This window comes from Mesorhizobium sp. NZP2077 (assembly GCF_013170805.1).
GTDB lineage: Bacteria > Pseudomonadota > Alphaproteobacteria > Rhizobiales > Rhizobiaceae > Mesorhizobium.
Genome location: NZ_CP051293.1, coordinates 4770632 through 4791661 on the forward strand (window position 1 = coordinate 4770632; position 21030 = coordinate 4791661).

Sequence of the window (21030 nt, forward strand, 5' to 3'; positions counted from 1 at the left end):
CGATCGGCGGCTTCCCGGCAATTCGCGCCGCCTCATGCCCCCTCCCCAATAGCGTATGACAACACTGTAACCGTCCGGGCGCGGCATTCCATAGATGCAAGCCGTGTTGCGCATCCGGAAAATGTCAGGCTCAGCAAATTTGCTGCGGCCTGTCGCGCGCGGCGGCGGCACCATGCTACGAAACAGGGACCGGCCTTTTCGGTCCAAAGGACATTTGGATAGGTAATTCTTAGGGGAGATCTCAGATGTCGTCACCCGAACCGATCAAATTCACCGACGGCGCGGCTTACGAGCGCTTCATGGCTCCCTGGAGCCGATCCGCCGGGGCTTTGTTCCTCGACTGGCTGGCGCCGGACTCCGGACGGGCCTGGGTTGATGTCGGTGCCGGCAACGGCGCGTTCACTGAGCTCATTCTAGCGAAGTCCGCCCCTTCGTCCGTTTGCGCGATCGATCCCTCCGACGCGCAGATTGCGACTGCTCGGCAAAAAATCTCGGCAAAGCAGGTCGAGCTGTCGATTGGCGATGCGATGGCCCTTCCCTACGAAGCCAACCGCTTCGACGTCGCGGTGATGGCGCTGGTGCTGTTCTTCGTCCCCGACCCGCGCAAGGGCGCCTCGGAAATGCTCCGCGTCACCAAGCCCGGCGGCATTGTCGCGTCCTACACCTGGGACGTCATGCGCGGCGGCACCCCTACGCAGCATTTGTGGGAGGAGATGGACGCGATGGGCAAACCGGCCGCACGTCCGCCGAGCGCTGAGGTCTCGCGTTTCGCGGCGCTGAAGGCGCTTTGGGCGGAGCTCGGCATCCGCGATGTCGAGACGCGCGAGCTTGTCGTCGAACGCACCTTCGCTGACTTCGACGATTATTGGCTATCCATGGTCGTGAGCAGCCCGAGCGGAATCGTCGGGAAGCTGTCGGATGCGGAGAGCGCGGAGCTGAAACGCCGGCTAAAGGACAGACTGCCGGCAAGCGCCACGGGAGCGATCACGGTTCACGCCTGGTCGACGGCGATCAAGGGGCGAAAGGCCGCTTAATGCGTGCGGCGCCTTACGTCGCCGCTTTCTTCCTCGCCTTCGGCTTGGCCGGCTTCGGTGCAACCGGCGCTTCCGGCGTGCCCTCGATCGAGGACAGGCGGCCGGACGTGAACGTGTAGATGCCCGCACGCGGGCCGGTCGTCCAGGTGACCACAGCGACGCGCCGACCGGCACCGTCACTGGAGAGATTGACGTTCGAGGGCGCGCCGATGCCGCGCACCACGTCGCATTCGGTGTGGCCGAGCGCGACCGTGCGGTCCATGGCCGCGGGCGCCGTCGTTGATGCATCGGCATCAGTCGGCCCGGGGCGGCTTCCTGACCGCGACAGCCGCGTCGTCGAGCGCAAGAAGTACGGCAAGGCGAAAGCCCGCCGTTCGTTCCAGTTCTGGAAGCGCTAAGAAGCGCTTGGGGCCAAGCTCTCGAAGCGCCAAGCGCTCCGGAGTTTTCGACAATCGAAAAGGCCGCCTGCGGGCGGCCTTTTCGTATGGCGCATCCCTATCAGGCGGAATGGTCGGCGTCGCGGATGAACAGGAAGGCGCAGACTGCCGCGAACGCCGCCGCGAGCGCGGAGGCGAGGAAAGCAATCTGCATGCCCTGGATCGTGCCCAGCGACAAAGCGGAGCCGAACAGCGCGACGCCGATCGCTCCGCCCGACTGGCGCACTGTATTGAGCACGCCCGAGGCTGTTCCCGACATCGCCGTCGGCACGGACGACAACAGCGCCGTGGTCATGGCGGGCACGGCGAGACCGATGCCGATCGGCAGGAACAGCAGCCGCCACAGCAGCGACAGGTAGGACGTATCGGCCTGGATCAGCGCCATCAGGCCGAAACCGACCGCACCAAGAAGCAGGCCGATCGCCATCGGCAAGCGTGAGCCATAGGTTGCTGCGATGCGTCCGGCGGCGACATTCGACACCGTGACCGCCGCCATGAAGGGCAGGAAGGCGAGCCCGGTCATTTCAGGCGAAAAATGCCCTTCCTTCTGGAAGTAGAGGCTGAGCATGAAGATCGTGCCGTAGAGCGTCAGGTTGACCGCCAATCCGACGAGGCTCGTCACCGCCGGGATGCGGCTGGCAAACAGCTTTAGCGGAAACATTGGCGCCTTGCTCCGGCTCTCGACCAACAGGAACAGGCTTCCAGCCACCACCGCCAGGATCAATCCGCCAATGACCGGCAAGGAAATCCAGCCCGACGATCCGGTTTCGATGAAGGCGCCGGTCAGCGAAAACAGCGTCAGCACGACAAGCCCCTGCCCGGCCCAGTCGATCGGCGGCTTCTCGGCTTTGGGAGGCGTTTCCTCCAGGAACCGGTAGGCCATCCAGATGGCGAGAGCGCCGATGGGCAGGTTGACCAGAAAAATGCTGGCCCAGCCGAGCGACGCGACCATGAAGCCGCCAAGCACCGGCCCGGCCGACAGCGCGATGCCGCCCGCCGCCGTCCACAAGCCGACGGCGCGCGCCCGGCGTGGCTTGTCGGACGCATGGGCGCGGTTGAGCAGCGCCAGCGAACACGGCATCAGCAAGGCCGCGCCCGCGCCTTGCACGGCGCGCGCCGCAATCAGCACCCAAGGGCTCTGCGCCAGGCCGCAGACCAGCGACGCAATGCTGAACAATGCCATGCCGCCGACGAACACACGGCGGGCGCCGATCCTGTCGCCGAGCGCGCCGCCGGCGAGCAGCAGCGAGGCGAAGGCCAGCGTGTAGGCATCGACGACCCATTGCAGGCCGCCTATGCCCATCGACAGCGCCGCGCCGATCCTGTTCAGCGCGACATTGACGATGGAGACATCGAGTTGCACCACCACGAAACCAAGACTGGTCGCGGCGACGGTGGCGGCATAGGCGGCGCGGGGCTTGAAAACCATGGTGTCGGGCATGCCCATGGTTAACGGTTTGTCACTGACACCGTTCCGTCAGGAGAGGCCAGCCTGCGACAACTAAGCCGGGACGCCGATCCCGGGCAAATCAATTGATGCTGGCGGTCGCGGCGGGCTCAACGCGTTCGCTCGTCTCGGCATAAGGCACGCGATAGCCGTTCGCTGCCAGCCAGTCGATGGCCGCCTTCGGTTCGTCGGTCTGGATGATGGTGGCGCCACGATCGACCCAGAAACCCCAGGCTTCGCGCGGCAGGCTGGCCTGCACCGCCAGCTCGTCGCCGCGACCGCCGGCCAGAAAACCGCCCGGCTTGTTGACGATGGCGTAGGTGTCGGCCCAGATGTGCCAGTTGCCCCGCACCGCCGCCGCGCGCATGCGCGTGCTGAACAGCGGTCCGCCGGTTGCGGTCAGCGTCTCGGCGCCCGCCCGCCAGTTGATCAGTTCGATGGCGCGCGGCGCAAAAGGGTGGTCGACCGTCTCGGCGAAACCGGCATCATGCACCGCGTCGTCGGCGATGATCGGCATGAACTGGAAGCCGCCGCCGATGGCAGCCATGGCCGATTTGACCGTGGTGATCCGGTTCTGGTTCCAGAGGTTCTCCTTGACGATGACCTGGTCGGCCATGCCGAGATCGCGCGCCACGGCGATCATGCCCGGGAGGTCGCCGACTTCGAGCTTGTTGTCGAGATTGATGAGGATCCGGTCCCTGGTCGCCAGCAACATCTCGCGCAGCGTCGAGACCCTCTCGTCGGTGACGGCGTGCGTGCCCTCGACCACCAGCCTGCAGGCCTTCAGTTCAGCCAGCGTATACTTCACCACCTCGCCCTTGCAGGTCGTGGTGCGGTCGAGCCAGCTGTCATGCATGACGACGAATTCATTGTCCTTCGAGCGCCTGATGTCGACCTCGACGATCTCGGCGCCCATGGCGATCGAGCCTTCGACGGCGGCAAGCGAGTTTTCCGCATAGAGCGTCTTGCCGGCCTGCATGCTGCCGGCCCGGTGCGCGGCCACCATGACATGGTCGCGCCATTGATTGGCATGCTCGAAGCGGTCGAGGATCTGCCTGGCGTGGCTTTCGCCGGCCAGGGCCTGACCCGAGACAGCCGCAAGGGCCGTGGAAAACAGAAGGCTCAGCCAGACGGTCCGCATCGAGAATCGCTCCTTGCCGGATCGAAGCCGGGATAGGCGATGCCCGTGACAGGGAGGTGAACGAAGCCGGCTAGCGGCTTTCGCGAAAAGTGCCCTTCAGATGCGCTTGGAAAGCCTGCGGAACCACGCCATGGCAGGCATTTCGACCAGGCGCCAGGTGATCCAGGACGCGGCAATGGTGGCGACGAGCATGACCACAATCGCCACGGTCCCGGCCCAGCCGGCGCCGAAGCCGGTCACCGGCTGGCCGCGCAGCACGATGTCGCCGACAAGGCCGAGGCCGAGCTTGCGCTCGACGAGCCCGGCAACGTTGATCAGGCGCGCCTGGACGAAGCTGTGGACCATGTAGATCGAATAGGACAGCGCGCCAAGCGTCAGCATGAACGGCGTCCGCAGCAAGGCACTGATCCAGCCGCCCTCGTGAGCGAAGAGAAACAGCGCCAGCACAAACACAAGGGGTGCCGCGATGCCGAAATCATTGCTGCCAGCCACTGAGACAAAAAGTACGATCACCGCCACCATGACAATTTCGGCAAGGGTCCAGCTCAGCCGTGGGCCGTTCCTGGCGAGGAGGTGTCGCGCGCCTGCAATGGAATCATGCTGAAACCAGGCCAGCAGGGCGCCGAGCGAAAAGCCGTAGAGGCAGCGGATGAAGCCGAAATCGTAGGACACATCCATATGATGCGTGGAGAAGCCGAGCAGGAACAGCGGCGCGGTGACGGCTGCGGCAACGAACCAAACCCAGGCGCGCGCGCCGGCGATGAAGACCACGCCCGCGAACAGGAGATAGGCGAAGAACTCCGCCGAAATGCTCCAGCTCGGCGCATTCCAGGTCAGATGATCCTCGAAACCCATCCCTTGCAGCAGAAGCAGGTTGGCGAGCAGACTCTTCAGATCGAAACCGCCGGTGAAGGGGGCAGCGCCGGTGCCGTGCAGTTGCGGCAGCATCAGGCGCAGCAGTTCGAAACCCGCAAAGGCGGCGAGCATGAAGAGATGCAGCGGATAGATGCGGCCGAAACGCACCAGGGCGAAGCGGGCGACCTGGTCAGGCTGGTTCAGCCTGTCGCCGTAGCTGCTGGCGATGACAAAGCCGGAAAGGACGAAGAAGAAGTCGACGAAAAGGTAGGACGAACCGACGAATCTGCTCTGCGAAATCGGGGAAGCGGTCGGGAAATGGAACAGCGCCACCAGCAGGGCGCAGATGCCGCGCCACGAATCAAGAACCTGGAAGCGCTCGCCTGCTATCGTGCCGGCATGGGTCGACACCATGGCATCGGACGGACTAAGAAACGCGGCCTGCGTCATGATGATACAAATCCTGTCTTGCCGTGGCACCCGGGCGGCGCGATTTCGTCTCGCCAAGCTGTGACTGGCATCTTCCGTGCCGGTTCTGTAGTTGTTGCACCCCGATGAAAACGAGGACCAGTAATGGCGACCAAGAACATCGACCATGCCTTCACCGCCCGCTCCAAAACGGGCGGTGCCCTTGAGCCGACCTATTCCGGCGCGCTGTCGTTCATGCGGCGCAAATACACCAAGGACGTGAAGGGCGCCGATGCGGTGGTGTGGGGCATTCCTTTCGACGCCGCCGTCACCAACCGGCCCGGCGCCCGTTTCGGGCCGCAGGCTATACGCCGCGCCTCGGCGATCCTCGACAATGACCCGCAATACCCGTTCTCGCGCGATCTGTTCGAACATCTCGCCGTGGTCGACTATGGCGATTGCCTGCTGGATTCGGGCAATCATCAGAAGACGCCCGGCACGATCGAGCGCGAAGCGGCCAAGATCCTGAAGTCAGGCGCTTTCCTTTTGACGCTCGGCGGCGATCATTTTGTCACCTGGCCGCTGCTCAAGGCGCATGCCGCCATCCATGGGCCGCTCGCTTTGGTGCAGTTCGACGCGCATCAGGACACGTGGGAAGATGACGGCAAGCGCATCGACCACGGATCCTTCGTCGGTCGCGCGGTCAAGGAAGGCATCATCGATCCCGATCGGTCGATCCAGATCGGCATCCGGACGCACGCGCCCGACACGTTCGGCATCAAGATCCTCTACGGCCACGAAATCGAGGAGATGCGCGCGTCCGACATCGCTTATGCCATCGTCGACCGCACCGGCGGCAAGAAGACGTACCTGACCTTCGACATCGACTGCCTCGACCCGGCCTATGCACCGGGAACCGGTACGCCGGTGGCCGGAGGACCGTCGTCGGCGAAGATCCTGTCGACGCTGCGGCAGCTCAACCAGATCGATATTGTCGGCGCCGATGTCGTGGAGGTTGCGCCGGCCTATGATCACGCCGATATAACGGCGATCGCCGGCTCGATGGTGGCCATGCAGTATCTCGGCCTGCTGGCGGAGCGAAAGGCACGGCAGGTAGAGATGAACAACGGCAACAACAATGGTGCCGCGATGAATCACGGTCACGGCATATAGTGTTGAAATATCAGGGAATTTGATCAGGTCATGAAACCGAAAATCTTCATCGACGGCGAGCACGGCACCACCGGCCTGCAAATCCGGGCGCTGCTTGCCGAGCGTGGCGACCTGGAGATCATTTCCATTCCCACCGAGCGCCGCAAGGAAACGGCGGCGCGCGCCGAATTCCTCAATGCCGCCGATGTCGCGATCCTGTGCCTGCCGGACGATGCGGCGAAGGAGAGTGTTTCGCTGATCGCCAACGACACCACCAAGGTCATCGATGCATCGACCGCGCATCGCGTCGCCGAAGGCTGGGCCTATGGCTTCGCCGAAATGGACAAGGATCAGGCGAAGACCATCGCCTCGGCCAAGCGCATCGCCAATCCCGGCTGCTGGCCGCAAGGACCGATCGCAACGCTGCGGCCGCTGGTCACCGCCGGGCTGTTGCCTGCCGATTTCCCGATCACCGTCAACGGTATTTCGGGCTATTCGGGCGGCGGACGCCCGATGATCGAGGATTATGTCGCCAAGGGCGAGGACGCCTCGGAGTTCCTGCCCTATGGCCTCACCCTGCAGCACAAGCATGTGCCGGAGCTGCGGGCCTATGCGAAGCTGTCGCATGATCCGATCATGCAGCCTGCGGTCGGCAATTTCGCGCAAGGGATGATCACCGTGGTGCCGCTGCAGCTTGGCAGCCTCGACCATGTGCCGACGGGTGCGGAGCTTCATGCCGCCATTGCCGACCATTTCGCCGCCATCAAGGGCGGCGTGGTCGAGGTGGCGCCCTATGCGCATCTGGAGCGCATGCCGGACATCGATCCCGAGATCTACAACGGCACCAACCGCATGAAGGTCTATGTCTTTGCCAACGACAAACGCGCGCAAGCGCTGCTGCTGGCAGTCTACGACAATCTCGGCAAGGGTGCCTCCGGCGCCGCCGTCCAGAACATGGACCTGATGCTCGGGCTCTGATGGACGCCCCAGCCTTCCCAGCGCGCTGGAAGATCAGCGCGCCCGAACTGATTGCCGAGACGTTTTCGAGCCGCATCTACTGTCGATCGCCGAGACTATCCGGGCGGTGTGGGCGAGTTTCTGATCAAGCGAGGGTGTTGGTAAACACTTATTAACCATGTTGGACTACTGAGATGTCCTGGCTCCTACTCAAGGATTCGTCATGGTCAGCGCGATCTCGGGCTCCTCCCAGGCAACCCAGTATTCCTCGTCCAGTTCCTCGAGCAATGCAGACCAGGAGGCCGCTCTCCAAAAGCAGATCCAGGACCTGCAGGATCAGGCCAAGGCGATCAAGGATCAGGTTCAGGCCGCGCAATTGCAGCAGGATATCGCCGTGGCCCAGGCCAGGCTCGATGCACTCCGGGCCGCCGACGCCGCCAAGGCAGCCAAAGCCGATCAGGGCCAATCCGCACCATCCGCCGCTGCATTGCGCCAGGCTGAATTCGACGGCCAGAAAACCACGCAGTCCAACGAATTCTGGATGTGACCAGCCGACCGGCTCGGTATCAGCTCCTGACCGAGATCTGGTGCGGCAGGGGGTAAGCGCCCTTAGTGCCGCGCCAATGCGCGGCGGCGAAGCCCAGCACGATCAGTGCAAACCCCTGATGGGTGAGCGCCATATGCAGGGGCACATGCATCAGCAGCGTGCCGATGCCGATCGAGGCCTGCACCAGCACCAGCACAAACAGCAATGTCGCGCGGCGGGCATGGGTTGAGCCTGGCAGCCGCCGACGCGTGGCGATCATGTGCCAGAGCGCGACTGCGAAGACCGTATAGGCGCCGAGCCGGTGGACGAACTGCACCGTCTTCGGGCTCTCGAAGAAATTGCGCCATGCCGGCTCGAGGATCAGCAGATCGCCGGGGATGATCTTGCCGTCCATCAGCGGCCAGGTGTTGTAGCTCAGACCGGCATCAAGCCCGGCGACCAGCCCGCCGAGATAGATCTGGATCAGTGCCAGTAGCACGATTAAGCCGGCCATACGCTGTGTCGAACGATCGGCGGCCGGCTCGGAATGCGGCGCCAGCCCACGGGCGACGACCATGGTGGCGGTGAAGATCAGCGCCGCCAGCGTCAAATGCGTCGCCAGCCGGTACTGGCTGACGGAGACCCGGTCGACCAGGCCGGAGGCCACCATCCACCAGCCGATGGCGCCCTGCAGGCCACCGAGAAGCAGAATGCCGACCAGCTTTGGTCCAAGGCCGCGCTCGATGCGGCGCGTTACCCAGAAGACCAGCAGCGGCAAGGCGAAAACCAGGCCGACGCTGCGCGCCAGCAGACGGTGCGCCCATTCCCACCAGAAGATCGACTTGAACGCCTCGATGCTCATGCCCTTGTTGAGCTCGGTGTATTGCGGGATCTGCTGGTAGCGCTGGAATTCCTCTTGCCACTCGGCATCGTTCAGCGGCGGAATGACGCCATGGATCGGCTGCCATTCGGTGATGGAAAGACCGGACTCGGTAAGCCGCGTGGCGCCACCGACCAGCACCAGCGCAAACAGCACCAGAAGCACGACATAGAGCCAGCCGCGCACGAGTGCGCGGTTGTGCAGGTCGCGGTCGCGGGCGACGTATGGCGCGGCGGCTGATATGGCAGCCATGATCTTGTCCCGTCCGGTTGAGGTGGCGGATTGGTGAACCATCGCACCGGTGCTGGCAAGACCGTGCAGCGCGGCACGCCGTCGCGCCTGATGTCGCGGGTTGCACGTGTCTTGTGTTCGGCCTAAGCGATAGCCATCAACGAGGCCGAGCCATGCCCATTCGCCTGAAAAAGCTGATCGGAATGTTCCTGCTGGTGGCACTGGTCATCATCTATGCGCTGGTCGCATCGATCTTCGCGGTGGCGCGGCTGTCGGAGTCAGGCGCGCTGGTGCAATTCCTGTTCTTCCTGTTCAGCGGCCTGCTCTGGGTGCTGCCGGCGATGGGCATCATCAAATGGCTGATGCTGGAGCCGCGGGTGAAGCGCTAAGCTCCGTCGGGCAACTCGTCAGATGGTGACCACCATCTTGCCGGCATTGGCGAGCGGCGTCGTCACACCGGACAGCATGGTGCGGATATGGGCGAGGTTCTGGTAGCGGCCATTGATAGAAATGCGCGGCAAGGCCTGCAGGAAGCCGGCATGTTCGGCGCGCAGCACGCCATGGCGGGTCGTCACGGCGGAGGCATAGCCGGCATCACGGACAAAGCCGACTTCGCGGCAGCCGACAGCGCTGGCATAGCCATAGGGATAGGCGAAATGGCGCGGCTCCCTGCCAAGCTCGGCACGCAACATGTCCCTTACAGCGCCGATCTCGTGGCGCGCATCGGCCTCGGAAAGCCGCTTCAGATTGCTGTGGTTGATCGTATGGGCGCCGATGGTCACCAGCGGATGAGCGGCAACACTGCGGATCTCATCCCAGTTCATCAGTGTCCGCAGCCGCGAGGCGTCCGCGTCGACGCCGTTTGAGGCGGCCAGATCGCGTAGTACGGTCCGCAAATCTTCCTCGCGAACCTCCGTTGTGAGGTAGGCGTGCAGCCGGGCTATCGCCTGATTTTTCCTGGCGGGGGTCGCGCAATCGATCGCGGTTGGACCGTTCGAGGTTGCCAGGGTCAGGCGATTGGAGGCATTGACGATGTCCTCGGCCACATCCCACCACAGATCGGCGGTGCCATCGATCAGGCCGGGCGCGACATAGATGGTGATCGGCGCGCCGTGCTTTTCCAGCACCGGCAGGGCCTCGGTCATGTTGTCACGATAGGCATCGTCGGCGGTGATGGTGGCGAAGCGGCCGCCCTTGCCGCCTGCCTTGATGCGCTCCACGGCCTCGTCCATCGACACGAAGGCATAGCCGTCCGCCTTCATGTCGGCGAGCACCGCGTCGAGGAAACTGGGCGCGATGTTCAGATGACGGTTGACGCTGTTCGGCTTTTCCGGTGTCGCCGTCACGCGGTGCAGCATCAGGATGGCGCCGATGCCGCCGACAAACGGCCTGGCGAGCGGTGCGAGGCCGGTATAGCGGGCGAAATTGAGCGCCAGTTTCCGGATTGCCTCCCCACCGTCGATCATTCATTCACCTTTTGCGCCTAGGCTGATCCAAGCACGGAACACGCCTGAGCGCTCCCCCAAATCGGGATCAATACGCCTTAAGGATTGAGGTATGGTTGACGCAATGGCGTCATTTGACGGCAATCGGCTCGCGGCCACCGAGGCTTCGCCGCGTGCCCTGCCGAAGGATGCAGCGCAGCTGTCGGTTTCCGTTGCCGCGGCCGAAGGGCTCAAGGCCTATGCAGGGTTTTGCAGCTCCGCGCTCTATGCGCCGGCTCAGGGCGCGATATGGAGCCTGAACTGGGCCGCGCAACTCAAACCCGATCTGCTCGTCGCAACGCTCTCTCTCGAAGGCAAGCCGGTCTTCGCGTTGGCGCTGGAGGTCGTAAGCCAGGGGCCGTTCCGGATTGCCCGTTTCATGGGCGGCCGCCACGCCAACGGCAATTTCGCAGCGGCCGACCCGCAATGGCTGGCCAGGCCTGACATCACGGCCATCCGCTCGATGTTTGCCGCCATCGCCAGAGTCCGCCCCGACATCGATCTCATCGCATTGGAACGATTGCTGCCCGATCTCGACGGCATCGCCAATCCGCTCGCATCGCTTGACCATTTCGCCAGTCCCAATCTTTCGCTGGCCGTCGACCTTGCGGGTGGCTTCGATGCGCTGCTGCTGCGCGCCAGCGGCAAGCGCAAACGCAAGAAGCATCGTTCGCAGACGAGGAAATTCGAGGCAGTCGGCAGCCATCGGCGCATCGAGGCACGCACACCGGACGAGGTGGACAGGTTGCTCGACGCCTTCTTCGAGATGAAGGAGCAGCGCTTTCGCAAGATGGGCATTGCCAATGTCTTCGGCGACGATCAGACACGCGCCTTTTTCCGGGGGCTGTTCGCGCAAGCTCTGGCCGAGGACACGCCCTCTTTCGTGTTGCACGGCTTGGAGGTTGCCGGCAAGCTGCGCGCCGTCACCGGGTCGAGCCGTTCGGGCAAGCGCCTGATCTGTGAGTTCGGCGCGATCGCCGAGGACGATCTCGCGCACAGCAGTCCCGGCGATTTCCTGTTCTTCGACAACATCCAGGAAGCCTGCGAGAACGGCTTTGCCGTCTATGATTTCTCCGTCGGCGACGAGCCCTACAAGCGGCAGTGGTGCGATATCGAAACCCGGCATTTCGAGGTGCTGGTGCCGCTGACGCTGAAGGGCCGCGCCCTGGCGCAGACGCTTCGACAGGGCGCGCGGCTGAAGGCCTTCGTCAAGAACAGCCCGACCATCTGGAAGCTGACCAAGATGCTGCGCCGCAAGGCAGCCGGACAGGCTGCACCCACAACCGGCGAGGACGAAAACTAGCGGTCAGAAATTGAGAGCTTCGCGAAGCGCCGGGCCGGCCCTGACGCGCAGATCAAGATCGGCCTCGATGTGATCGATGTGGTGCAGCATCAAGCGGCTTGCCCGCTCGCAATCGCTGCTCTCCAGCGCGCCGACAATTTCCGTGTGCTCGCTGTGCCCGCAGGCTGACACGCCGGACCGTCCGTAAAGCGCAATGACAAGCGAGGAGCGCGCAACCAGCTCCTCCATGAAGCGCTGCAGGATGGCATTGCCGGCGACGGAGGCGAGCAGCAGATGGAAATCGCCGGACGCCTTGATTTCGGAACGCCGCGCGGTCGGACCGCGCTCGGCGATGAAGCGGCCCTCCTCGTCGAGTTGCGCCTTGAAGGCGACGATGTCGGCTGATGTGACCCGCCCGCAGGCGGCAATGGCAATGCCGGGTTCGATCAACCGGCGCGAGGCGAAGACCTGGCGGGCCACCTCGGGCGACGGGTTGGCGACGAAGGCGCCGCGGTTGCGCTCGGTGCGCACCAGGCCTTCGAAGGACAGCATCCGCAAGGCCGCGCGAGCGACAGTCCGCGACACGTCAAACAGCGTGCCGACCTCGCCTTCCGACAGCTTGGTGCCTGGCGCCAGCCGACGGTCGACGATGGCGTCGCGCAGATTGTCGCGGATCGCTTGAGCGCGATCCTGATTGGCGCTGTCGGCGGCGGAATAGATCTGATCGGCGATATTCATGGCGATGGTGTTCCCGCCCTCTTCTAACGCGACTCGTCCTCCCCGCACGAGAGGCAAAGTGAACACGAAGCCAAAAAAGATTGCATACGATTCTTGTGCAGATCGCGCACAATCGCTCATTATTTGTGCAATGCTCAAGGCGGCCTTCCGGATAGGCAGCAGCCGGAAATTCTAATTCTTTAGACAATTCAACTGCTTGGCCCATCACCCCGATATTGGCACGCATGATGCATTGGTTAATGCGACCAAACCGGGAAGCCTGAATGTCCAAAGCCGCCGAGATCGACATCGTGTCCGTTTCGAAAGTCTATGGAACGACGACCGCCGTCGAGGATATCAGCCTGAAGATACCGGCGGGCACTTATTGCTGTCTGCTCGGCCCCTCCGGCTGCGGCAAGACCTCGACGCTGCGCATGATCGCCGGCCACGAAAGCATCTCGTCCGGTGACGTCCGACTCGGCAACACCGTCGTCACCGACCTGCCGCCGGCCAAGCGCGGCACCGCGATGATGTTCCAGTCCTATGCGCTTTTCCCGCATCTCGACCTTATCGACAATGTCGCCTTCAGCCTGAAGATGAAGGGCGTCGACAAGGAGAAGCGCCGGGCCAAGGCGCTCGACATGCTGAAACTGATGCAGATGGAGGCCTATGCGACGCGCCGGCCCGCGCAGCTTTCCGGCGGCCAGCAGCAGCGCGTCGCGCTGGCCCGCGCCCTGATCACCGATCCCGAGGCGCTGCTGCTCGACGAGCCGCTGTCGGCGCTCGACCCGTTCCTGAAGATCCGCATGCGCGCCGAGCTGAAGAAATTGCAGACCTCTCTCGGCATCACCTTCGTCCACGTCACCCACAGCCAGGAGGAGGCAATGGCCTTGGCGGACCTGATCGTGGTGATGAATGACGGCCGCATCGAACAGGCGGCACCGCCGCGCGACGTGTTCGAGCGCCCGGCCACGGCCTTCGTCGCGCGCTTCATGGGCGACCATAATGTCATCTCCGGCCGGGTCACCGGCGCGCGCGACGGCATGGTCGTCTTCGACGTCAAAGGCGGCGGCTCGCTCGCCGCCTCGGGGCAAGGCCAGGAGGCGGGTGCGCCGATCGACATCGCCATCCGCACCGACCATGTGCGCATCGGCGACGCGCCCTCGCCCGGGCTCGGCTTCACCGGCATCGTCGCCAACATCGAATATCGCGGCGCCACGGTGAAACTTTCGGTCACCGGCGCCGGCATCGACGATTTCACCGTCATCGTCGACGATTCCGACTTCTTCGCCAGACCCGTCGCCATCGGCGACGCCGTACCGCTCGCCTGGGATGCCGAGGATGCCATCGTCCTCGGCCGCCTTCATTCATGACTCCAACGAAGCAAAACAAGACAGGGGAATAGACATGACAGACACCGTACAAACCAAGACTGGCATTTCGCGCCGCTCGCTGCTCAAGACGGGTGCGGCGGCCGTCGGCCTTGCCGCCGGCTCGGGCGTCATCACCGGCTTCCCGACCATCTGGGCGCAGTCCAACATCACGCTGCGCCAGTTCGGCACCGGCGTGTCGAACCTCAACGCCATTGCCGACAAGTGCAAGGCCGACCTCGGCATCACGCTGGAGATGACGGCAACCGATTCCGACGCCGCCGCCCAGCGCGCCGTGACCCAGCCCGACAGCTACGACATCGCCGATATCGAATACTGGATCTGCAAGAAGGTGTTCCCCACCGGGGTGCTGCAGCCGATGGATGTCAGCAAGCTGAAATACTACGACGAGTTGGTGCCGCTGTTCAAAACCGGCAAACTCACCCCCGACAGCGTCATTGCCCAGGGCACAGCGCCGCACACCGTCGGCTTCGTCGAGGCACAGGACTCCAAGACCTTCGCCAAGGCGCCGACCAACTGGTTCACCATGGTGCCGACCATCTACAATGCCGACACGCTGGGCATCCGCCCCGACCTCGTCGGCCGCGACATCACCACCTGGGCCGACATCATGGACCCGGCCTTCAAGGGCAAGACCGCGATCCTCAACATCCCCTCCATCGGCATCATGGACGCCGCCATGATCATGGAAGCCACCGGCAACATCAAATATGCCGACAAGGGCAACATGACCAAGGACGAGATCGACAAGACGATCGACTTCCTGATCAAGGCCAAGCAGGCCGGCCAGTTCCGCGCCTTCTGGAAGTCCTTCGACGATAGCGTCAACCTGATGGCGTCGGGCGAAGTGGTCATCCAGTCGATGTGGTCGCCGGCCGTCGCCGCCGTGCGTTCCAAGGGCATTGCCTGCCGCTTCCAGCCGCTCAAGGAAGGCTACCGCTCCTGGGGCGGCGGTCTTGGCCTGGCCGCCCATCTCAAGGGCGCCGAGCTCGACGCGGCCTATGAATACATCAACTGGTACACGTCGGGCTGGGTCGGCGGCTACCTCAATCGCCAAGGCTACTACTCGGCCAACATGGTCTCGGCCAAGAAGTTCATGACCGAGGACGAGTGGGGCTACTGGATCGAGGGCAAGCCGGCCAAGGGCGAGATCAAGGCGCCGGACGGCACCGTCATGGAAAAAGCCGGCGCCGTGCGCGATGGCGGCTCGTTCGAGGAGCGCATGGGCAAGGTCGCCTGCTGGAACTCGGTGATGGACGAGGACCGCTACATGGTGAAGCGCTGGAACGAGTTCATCGCGGCGTAAGGGAACAAGCGCCCCTCCTCTACCCCTTCTCCCCTTGCAGGGAGAAGGGGTAACGCGGTTCAGGCCGCATCGCCAAAATCGAGAGCCTAGATGACCGTCGCGCTCGAACGCCCCGCCATCACCGCCGCGAAACCAGTCCGACGCCGCCGATTCTCGCTCGGTGCCGTCACGCCCTATCTGCAATCGGCACCGCTGGCGCTGATCCTCGGCGCGTTCCTGCTTCTGCCGATCATCATGATCGTCGTCGTGTCCTTCTGGGATTACGACTTCGCCGCCATGTATCCTGACTTTCTCACCACCAACTATTCCGATGTGCTGGGTTCGTGGGTCACCTGGAAGACCTATCTCAACACCATCAAATTTGCGGCCATGGTCTGGGCGCTGACCTTGTTTATCGGCTTCTGGGTCGCCTATTTCCTCGCCTTCCACATCCGCACGACGGCCATGCAGATGGTGCTGTTCCTAGTCTGCACCGTGCCGTTCCTGACCTCCAACATAATCCGCATGATCTCGTGGATCCCGGTGCTCGGCCGCAACGGGCTGATCAACTCGACGCTGGTGCATCTGGGGCTGGTGCCAAAGCCGATCGAATGGCTGCTCTATTCCGAATTCGCCGTCGTGCTGGCCATGGTGCATCTCTACACGCTGTTCATGGTGACGCCGATCTTCAACACGCTGATGCGCATCGACCGCTCGCTGGTCGAGGCCGCGCGCGATGCCGGTGCCTCCGGCTGGCAGGTGCTTTGGAATGTCATCATTCCACTGGCCAAGCCCGGCATGGCGATCGGCACCATCTTCGTCGTCACGCTGGTGATGGCCGATTTCTCCTCCGTGCAGGTGATGTCGGGCGGCCAGAGCGCATCCGTTGCGCTGATGATGAAGAACCAGATGTCGCTGCTGCAGTACCCTGCCGCCGCCGCCAACGCCGTGGTGCTGCTAGTGCTGGTGCTGCTGATGGTCGCCGGCATCCTGCGCATCGTCGATATCCGCAGGGAGCTTTGACGTGAGCCACGAAAAGCGCACCCTCGAATTCTATGTGCTCGCCGCCTTCTTCGCGCTGTTCGTGCTGTTCCTCTACGGCCCGCTGTCGGCGATCCTGATCCTCTCCTTCCAGGGCGAGACCGGCGGCCTCACCTTCCCGCTCAACGGCGTGTCGCTGCACTGGTTCGCCAATCTGTTCGAGCGCCAGGCGGTCGGCGATTTCGGCGGCAGCTTCAAGCGTTCGCTGGTGCTGGGCCTGATGGTGATGGTGGTCACCGTCGTGGTCTCGCTGCTCGCCGGCCTTGCGTTCCGGCAAAAATTTCGCGGCGCGACCGCGCTGTTCTATCTGGCGGTCGCCAGTCTCGTCGTGCCCTCGATCATCATTTCACTGGGCATCGGCGTGGTCTTCCAGCAGGTCGGCTTGCGCCCGGCCTGGTATACGTCGGCCTTCGGCGCGCATCTGACCTGGACCTTGCCGTTCGGCGTGCTCATCATGTTCGCCGTCTTCAACCGCTTCTCGCCGGCCTATGAGGAAGCCGCGCGCGATCTTGGCGCCTCGTCCTGGCAGACCTTTGCCCATGTCGTGCTGCCGATGATCACGCCGAGCCTGATCGGCGTCGGCCTGTTCGGCTTCACGCTGTCCTATGACGAGTTCGCCCGCACGCTGATGACGTCGGGAACCTTCAACACGCTGCCGCTCGAGATCTATGGCATGACCACCAATGTCACGACGCCGGTGCTCTACGCGCTGGGCACGGTGACCACCGTGTTTTCCTTCCTGGTGATCCTGGCGACTTTGGGCGCCATCCTCTATGTCGGCCGCCGCCGGGCGAGAGCGTGATCGTGCAGATCCTTGTGGTGAACCCAAACACGACGGCGAGCATGACCGAGACGATCGCGGTGGCCGCGCGCGGCGTTGCCGGCGTCTCGACCGAGATCGTCGCCGTCACTTCGTCCACGGGGCCAGCCTCGATCGAAGGCTATTATGACGAAGCGCTGGCGGTGCCGGGCCTTTTGATGGAGATCGCCGCCGGCGAACGCCGCGGCGTTCAAGCTGCCATCATCGCCTGCTTCGACGATACCGGGCTGGACGCTGCGCGTGCCATGGCCGCCATTCCCGTCATCGGCATCTGCGAGGCCGCGCTCAGCATGGCCTCCTTCATCGCCCAGCGCTTCACCGTCGTCACCACCACCGAACGCTCGCGCGTGCCTGTGGAAGGGCTGGTGCAACGCTACGGCATGTCGGGACGGGCGCGTGTGCGGGCCGCCGACATTCCGGTGTTGGCACTCGAGGATCCCGCATCAGGAGCGATCGGCAAGCTGCGCGACGAGATCGCGCGGGCCGTGGAGGAGGATCGTGCCGAGGCCATCGTGCTTGGCTGCGCCGGCATGGCGGACCTTGCCCACCAGTTGCAGGCGGATTTCGGACTGCCTGTCATCGACGGTGTCGGCGCCGCGATCAAGCAGGCCGAAGCGCTGATTGCGCTCGGGCTGTCGACATCGAAGCGCGGCGCCTATGCCAGTCCGCTGGCCAAGCCCTATCTTGGTATGCTGAAATCATTCGCGCCCGGAGCTATCGCCGCGGAGTAAGCACCATGAAACCGATCATCCGCACGCTGTCGCTGGGAGAGTTGGCCGACCTGATCGACTGGGCGGCTGATGAGGGCTGGAACCCCGGCCTTGAAGACGCGGCGATGTTCCAGGCAGCTGATCCGGAGGGTTTCATCGGTGCCTTTGTCGGCGACGACATGGTCGCCGCGATCTCGGCGGTGGCCTATGGGCACGATTTTGGTTTCATCGGCCTCTACATCTGCCGTCCGGACATGCGCGGCAAGGGCTACGGTAAGGCGGTGTGGACCGCGGGCATGGACAGGCTGGCCGGGCGCACAATCGGCCTGGATGGCGTCGAAGAGCAGCAGGCCAACTACCGGAGCAAGGGGTTCCAGCCGGTCTACGAGACCATCCGTTATAGCGGACGCCCTGTGGCTCTGCCCTTCGATACAGAGCGGCCTCGTACGGTGAGTGCGCAGCCGGTGCCTGACATCACCTGGTATGACGCACTTTGTTTTCCCGCGCCCCGGCATTCTTTCCTGCAGCAATGGCTGCAGCCGCCGCACCGTGCCCTGGCAGCGGCAACAGCGCAGGGGATGGCTGGCTATGCGGTGGCGCGATCCTGCCGCAGCGGCTTCAAGATCGGCCCGCTCTTTGCCGACGACGCGCAGACCGCACTCGAATTGCTCGGGGAACTGGCGAGCGCGTGCGAAGGTGGCGACCTGAACGTCGATGTCCCGGCCAACCAGGTGGATTTTATCGCAGCGCTCGAGGCAGCAGGTTTCTCAACGACCTTCAGCACCACCCGCATGTACAAAGGCCTGCCCCCGGAGCTCGATGCCAACAGGGTATTCGGCGTGACGACGCTGGAGCTGGGATAGGCCGCGCGCCGCTGAACAGCGATTCTTTTCAGGCGGCGGAGCGCCGACCCGGCGTGCCCGGTGGCTCGTGGCCAAGCGGCGTCACCAGCGTCAGGTCGGGGTAGCCGCTCTCGATCAGCTTCACGGCCGCCTGCGTCACCTCGTCGTCCGGCTCGAGCATCGACAAGAACACTTCGGTGGCATCGCCGCCCAGGCGGCTGATGCCTTGCGCGTCGGCCGGCCCGCATTCGACCACCACCAGATCATAGGCGGTGGTCAGCGACTGCATGATGATCGGCAGCCGGTCGGCGGCGCGCATGGCGCGGACTGGATCGGCGGTGCCGACGGGAATGACGTGGCAGTCGGAATAAAGATCGGCATGGATCACGTCGCTGAACTGCGCCTGCGAAGCGAGCAGATCGGTGATGCCCGGGAAAAGCCCGCTGTCCAGCATCGGCCGCGAGGCGGCGCCCGAAGCGGTCAGGTCGAGCAGCAGGACGCGCAGGCCGGCGTCGGACACCTCGCGCGCCACCAGGATCGCCGATGCGGCTGCCTCGTCGCCTTCGGGCGACACGAATATGGCGCGCGCAGCGCCGCTGGCGATTAGCTTTTCCGCGGCCTTCTCGATATCGATCTCGCCGAGCACCGAACGTGGCCGCTGGACCTCGACGACAGGCTCCGGCTCGGCGACCGATTCGGCTTCCGCGACAGGCTCAGCCTTGGCCACAGCTTCGGCGGCGGCGACAGGCCGCGGCAGCATCTCCGATTCCATGACCGGTTCAGTGACCGCTTCTGGCCAAGGCGCCTCGTCGGCACGATTGACGACTTCTCTGGCGACAGCCGGTTCAACGCGGACAGATGGCTCCACGGGAGCGGCCGGCTCCTGGCGGGCAGTTGCCGGCATCGCCACTTCGTCGATCGGCGCAAAACGGGCGCCGGTGGCCGGGCGCATGGCGCGGCCCGAGAAGAGTTCCTTGAGCAGCGTGGATACCGCGGTCAGCAGAAGCGAAGCCGCCGCAGCTGCGCCAACGATCGGCCCGACCTTGGGGAAATACGGCTCTGAGGGAACGGAAGCCGGCGAGGAGACACGCGCGTCGACCGGCACATAGTTGCGGTCCTGACGCGAAGCTGCCTCACGGTAGTTGGTCAAATAGAGTTCGAGCTGCTGGCGCTTGGCGGCGGCATCGCGCTGCAGCGCGTCGAGACCGACCTGCTCGTTGCCGGCCTGCGCCGAAGCTGCCTTCAGTTGATTGACGTCGGAGATGAGCTGGCTTTCGCGCGCCTTGGCGGCATCGGCCTGCATCAGCAGGCCCTTCATGACCTTCTGGGCTTCGCTGCGGATCTGCGCGTCGAGATCGGCCAGCTGTGACTTTGCGGCGCGAACGCGCGGATGATTGTCGAGCATGGTCGTCGACAGATCGGCGATGTTGGCGCGCAACTCGGCCTGCCGCTCCCGCAAGCGCTGGATCAGGTCGGACGACAGCACCTCCGGCAGTGAGTCGAGCGAGCCGCCATTCTGCAGCGCCTTGCGCACGCTGTCGGCAGTGCCTTCAGCCGCGGCGCGATTGGCCCGCACCCGCGACAACTCAGTCGAGAGCTCAGCCAGCTGCTGCGTGGCAAGAACCGCATTGTTGCCGCCCATCAACAGGTCGGACTGGCCGCGGTAGGCCGCGACCTTGGCCTCGGCATCCCTGACCTGCTTCGACAGGTCGGCAATCTCGGGCGCCAGAAAGTCCGCGGCGGCGGTGTTCGATTCGCTCTTGGCCGCGCCCTGCCCGGCAATATAGGCGGCGGCGATGGCATCAGGGATGGAGGCCGCGAACTTGGGATCCTCTGAAGAGAACTCAATGGCAATGATGCGGGTCTTTTCAACACCAAAGACGTTGAGCTTCTCGCGCATCTTCTTCAGGACACGCTCGTCGAGAGGAACATCCGTCGGGTCGTTCTTCAGCCCAAGCAGGACCAGCACGCGGCTCAGGTACGACATGTTGATCGCTTCGTCGAACTCAGGCAGTCGCGACAGGCCGAGTTTCTCCGCCACCTGCTTCAGGATTTCGTTGGACGAAATGATCTGGACCTGCGTGGCAACGCCTTGCTCGTCGAGGATCGGCTTGTCGCCGTCATTGTTGCTGCCGGCCGGACGGGTGTAGACGGATTCGCGCGGGGCGATTTCGATCTGCGTCTGGGCCTTGTAATGCTTTGTCGCGAATGATGCGAAGGCAAATGCCAGGCCCGTCACCACCAGGACGAAGAGCACTATGCGCAGCCAGTTCCTCGCCAGGCTGGCGAAGAGCTGCCTGAGGTCAACGTCGACATCTGCGGCCGCGGACTGAACGGACATGCATCCCTACTCCGAAACTGGGTCAGGATGCACCGTAAACAACTATGGT

Annotated in this window: 19 protein-coding genes and 2 pseudogenes; 13 read left to right on the top strand and 8 right to left on the bottom strand. The window is 64.0% G+C overall.

Features of this window, described 5'->3' with window-relative positions; genetic code table 11:
* The first annotated feature begins 245 nt into the window (after positions 1–245).
* A complete protein-coding gene (locus HGP13_RS23930) occupies positions 246–1034 on the top strand; it encodes a class I SAM-dependent methyltransferase (protein WP_172229558.1) in 789 nt (262 codons plus the stop codon).
* A 13-nt stretch (positions 1035–1047) separates the two neighbouring features.
* Here the strand turns inward: HGP13_RS23930 and HGP13_RS23935 are convergent.
* A pseudogene (locus tag HGP13_RS23935) lies at positions 1048–1341 on the bottom strand (hypothetical protein); the annotation flags it as partial.
* 13 nt (positions 1342–1354) lie between these two features.
* Here HGP13_RS23935 and rpsI point away from each other — a divergent pair.
* Positions 1355–1432: pseudogene (gene rpsI, locus HGP13_RS23940) on the top strand (30S ribosomal protein S9); the annotation flags it as partial.
* Between the two features lie 100 nt (positions 1433–1532).
* Here rpsI and HGP13_RS23945 read toward each other — a convergent pair.
* From HGP13_RS23945 to HGP13_RS23955, 3 genes are all read right to left on the bottom strand, one after another.
* A complete protein-coding gene (locus HGP13_RS23945; RefSeq protein ID WP_246707101.1) occupies positions 1533–2900 on the bottom strand; it encodes an MFS transporter in 1368 nt (455 codons plus the stop codon).
* 100 nt (positions 2901–3000) lie between these two features.
* Positions 3001–4059 (bottom strand): glycerophosphodiester phosphodiesterase family protein, encoded by a 1059-nt coding sequence (locus HGP13_RS23950; protein WP_172229559.1) that lies wholly within the window; start codon positions 4057–4059, stop codon positions 3001–3003.
* 96 nt (positions 4060–4155) lie between these two features.
* Positions 4156–5364, bottom strand: a complete 1209-nt coding sequence (locus HGP13_RS23955) for an acyltransferase (RefSeq protein ID WP_172229560.1) — start codon at positions 5362–5364, stop codon at positions 4156–4158.
* 123 nt (positions 5365–5487) lie between these two features.
* Here HGP13_RS23955 and speB point away from each other — a divergent pair, with 123 nt between their 5' ends.
* The 3 genes from speB (at position 5488) to HGP13_RS23970 (ending at position 7978) form a co-directional block, all read left to right on the top strand.
* Positions 5488–6495 (top strand): agmatinase, encoded by a 1008-nt coding sequence (gene speB, locus HGP13_RS23960; RefSeq protein ID WP_172229561.1) that lies wholly within the window; start codon positions 5488–5490, stop codon positions 6493–6495.
* A 30-nt stretch (positions 6496–6525) separates the two neighbouring features.
* The gene (gene argC, locus HGP13_RS23965; RefSeq protein WP_172229562.1) at positions 6526–7452 is read left to right on the top strand and encodes an N-acetyl-gamma-glutamyl-phosphate reductase; all 927 of its coding nucleotides are present in this window, start codon (positions 6526–6528) and stop codon (positions 7450–7452) included.
* Positions 7453–7654: 202 nt separating this feature from the next.
* The gene (locus HGP13_RS23970) at positions 7655–7978 is read left to right on the top strand and encodes a hypothetical protein (protein ID WP_172229564.1); all 324 of its coding nucleotides are present in this window, start codon (positions 7655–7657) and stop codon (positions 7976–7978) included.
* 19 nt (positions 7979–7997) lie between these two features.
* On the opposite strand, the gene HGP13_RS23975 is transcribed toward HGP13_RS23970, so the two are convergent.
* The gene (locus HGP13_RS23975) at positions 7998–9089 is read right to left on the bottom strand and encodes a COX15/CtaA family protein (protein ID WP_172229566.1); all 1092 of its coding nucleotides are present in this window, start codon (positions 9087–9089) and stop codon (positions 7998–8000) included.
* Between the two features lie 152 nt (positions 9090–9241).
* Between HGP13_RS23975 and HGP13_RS23980 the strand changes: the two genes are divergently transcribed.
* A complete protein-coding gene (locus HGP13_RS23980) occupies positions 9242–9457 on the top strand; it encodes a DUF2842 domain-containing protein (RefSeq protein WP_027028569.1) in 216 nt (71 codons plus the stop codon).
* Positions 9458–9475: 18 nt separating this feature from the next.
* Here the strand turns inward: HGP13_RS23980 and HGP13_RS23985 are convergent, their stop codons facing one another.
* Positions 9476–10534: a polysaccharide deacetylase family protein gene (locus HGP13_RS23985; protein WP_172229569.1), complete on the bottom strand. Its 1059-nt coding sequence runs from the start codon at positions 10532–10534 to the stop codon at positions 9476–9478.
* 91 nt (positions 10535–10625) lie between these two features.
* Here HGP13_RS23985 and HGP13_RS23990 point away from each other — a divergent pair, with 91 nt between their 5' ends.
* Positions 10626–11855 carry a GNAT family N-acetyltransferase gene (locus tag HGP13_RS23990; protein WP_172229572.1) on the top strand — a complete coding sequence of 410 codons (1230 nt, stop codon included), beginning with the start codon at positions 10626–10628 and terminating at the stop codon, positions 11853–11855.
* 3 nt (positions 11856–11858) lie between these two features.
* Here HGP13_RS23990 and HGP13_RS23995 read toward each other — a convergent pair whose 3' ends face one another.
* Positions 11859–12572 carry a GntR family transcriptional regulator gene (locus HGP13_RS23995; protein WP_172229575.1) on the bottom strand — a complete coding sequence of 238 codons (714 nt, stop codon included), beginning with the start codon at positions 12570–12572 and terminating at the stop codon, positions 11859–11861.
* 263 nt (positions 12573–12835) lie between these two features.
* Between HGP13_RS23995 and HGP13_RS24000 the strand changes: the two genes are divergently transcribed.
* The 6 genes from HGP13_RS24000 (at position 12836) to HGP13_RS24025 (ending at position 18661) form a co-directional block, all read left to right on the top strand.
* Entirely contained in the window at positions 12836–13924 is a 1089-nt protein-coding gene (locus HGP13_RS24000; RefSeq protein ID WP_172229578.1) for an ABC transporter ATP-binding protein, read from the top strand.
* Between the two features lie 34 nt (positions 13925–13958).
* Complete coding sequence (locus HGP13_RS24005; protein WP_172229580.1) at positions 13959–15248, top strand: PotD/PotF family extracellular solute-binding protein; 1290 nt, start codon at positions 13959–13961, stop codon at positions 15246–15248.
* A 90-nt stretch (positions 15249–15338) separates the two neighbouring features.
* Positions 15339–16250 (top strand): ABC transporter permease, encoded by a 912-nt coding sequence (locus tag HGP13_RS24010; protein ID WP_172229582.1) that lies wholly within the window; start codon positions 15339–15341, stop codon positions 16248–16250.
* A 1-nt stretch (position 16251) separates the two neighbouring features.
* The gene (locus tag HGP13_RS24015; RefSeq protein ID WP_172229584.1) at positions 16252–17070 is read left to right on the top strand and encodes an ABC transporter permease; all 819 of its coding nucleotides are present in this window, start codon (positions 16252–16254) and stop codon (positions 17068–17070) included.
* A gap of 2 nt (positions 17071–17072) precedes the next feature.
* Positions 17073–17819, top strand: a complete 747-nt coding sequence (locus HGP13_RS24020; protein ID WP_172234824.1) for an aspartate/glutamate racemase family protein — start codon at positions 17073–17075, stop codon at positions 17817–17819.
* Between the two features lie 5 nt (positions 17820–17824).
* Positions 17825–18661: a GNAT family N-acetyltransferase gene (locus HGP13_RS24025; protein WP_172229586.1), complete on the top strand. Its 837-nt coding sequence runs from the start codon at positions 17825–17827 to the stop codon at positions 18659–18661.
* Between the two features lie 28 nt (positions 18662–18689).
* Here HGP13_RS24025 and HGP13_RS24030 read toward each other — a convergent pair whose 3' ends face one another.
* Complete coding sequence (locus HGP13_RS24030; RefSeq protein ID WP_172229588.1) at positions 18690–20981, bottom strand: Wzz/FepE/Etk N-terminal domain-containing protein; 2292 nt, start codon at positions 20979–20981, stop codon at positions 18690–18692.
* Between the last annotated feature and the right edge of the window lie 49 nt (positions 20982–21030).

What these genes read in the sequence shown, in the direction of transcription:
- HGP13_RS23945 (WP_246707101.1), bottom strand. Translation starts at nt 2,900, where the DNA reads ATGGTTTTCAAGCCCCGCGCCGCCTATGCCGCCACCGTCGCCGCGACC.
- HGP13_RS24000 (WP_172229578.1), top strand. Translation starts at nt 12,836, where the DNA reads ATGTCCAAAGCCGCCGAGATCGACATCGTGTCCGTTTCGAAAGTCTAT.
- HGP13_RS24005 (WP_172229580.1), top strand. Translation starts at nt 13,959, where the DNA reads ATGACAGACACCGTACAAACCAAGACTGGCATTTCGCGCCGCTCGCTG.
- HGP13_RS23930 (WP_172229558.1), top strand. Translation starts at nt 246, where the DNA reads ATGTCGTCACCCGAACCGATCAAATTCACCGACGGCGCGGCTTACGAG.
- HGP13_RS24030 (WP_172229588.1), bottom strand. Translation starts at nt 20,981, where the DNA reads ATGTCCGTTCAGTCCGCGGCCGCAGATGTCGACGTTGACCTCAGGCAG.
- HGP13_RS24025 (WP_172229586.1), top strand. Translation starts at nt 17,825, where the DNA reads ATGAAACCGATCATCCGCACGCTGTCGCTGGGAGAGTTGGCCGACCTG.
- HGP13_RS24010 (WP_172229582.1), top strand. Translation starts at nt 15,339, where the DNA reads ATGACCGTCGCGCTCGAACGCCCCGCCATCACCGCCGCGAAACCAGTC.
- HGP13_RS23970 (WP_172229564.1), top strand. Translation starts at nt 7,655, where the DNA reads ATGGTCAGCGCGATCTCGGGCTCCTCCCAGGCAACCCAGTATTCCTCG.
- HGP13_RS23950 (WP_172229559.1), bottom strand. Translation starts at nt 4,059, where the DNA reads ATGCGGACCGTCTGGCTGAGCCTTCTGTTTTCCACGGCCCTTGCGGCT.
- HGP13_RS23995 (WP_172229575.1), bottom strand. Translation starts at nt 12,572, where the DNA reads ATGAATATCGCCGATCAGATCTATTCCGCCGCCGACAGCGCCAATCAG.
- HGP13_RS23980 (WP_027028569.1), top strand. Translation starts at nt 9,242, where the DNA reads ATGCCCATTCGCCTGAAAAAGCTGATCGGAATGTTCCTGCTGGTGGCA.
- argC (WP_172229562.1), top strand. Translation starts at nt 6,526, where the DNA reads ATGAAACCGAAAATCTTCATCGACGGCGAGCACGGCACCACCGGCCTG.
- HGP13_RS23975 (WP_172229566.1), bottom strand. Translation starts at nt 9,089, where the DNA reads ATGGCTGCCATATCAGCCGCCGCGCCATACGTCGCCCGCGACCGCGAC.
- speB (WP_172229561.1), top strand. Translation starts at nt 5,488, where the DNA reads ATGGCGACCAAGAACATCGACCATGCCTTCACCGCCCGCTCCAAAACG.
- HGP13_RS23985 (WP_172229569.1), bottom strand. Translation starts at nt 10,534, where the DNA reads ATGATCGACGGTGGGGAGGCAATCCGGAAACTGGCGCTCAATTTCGCC.
- HGP13_RS23955 (WP_172229560.1), bottom strand. Translation starts at nt 5,364, where the DNA reads ATGACGCAGGCCGCGTTTCTTAGTCCGTCCGATGCCATGGTGTCGACC.
- HGP13_RS23990 (WP_172229572.1), top strand. Translation starts at nt 10,626, where the DNA reads ATGGTTGACGCAATGGCGTCATTTGACGGCAATCGGCTCGCGGCCACC.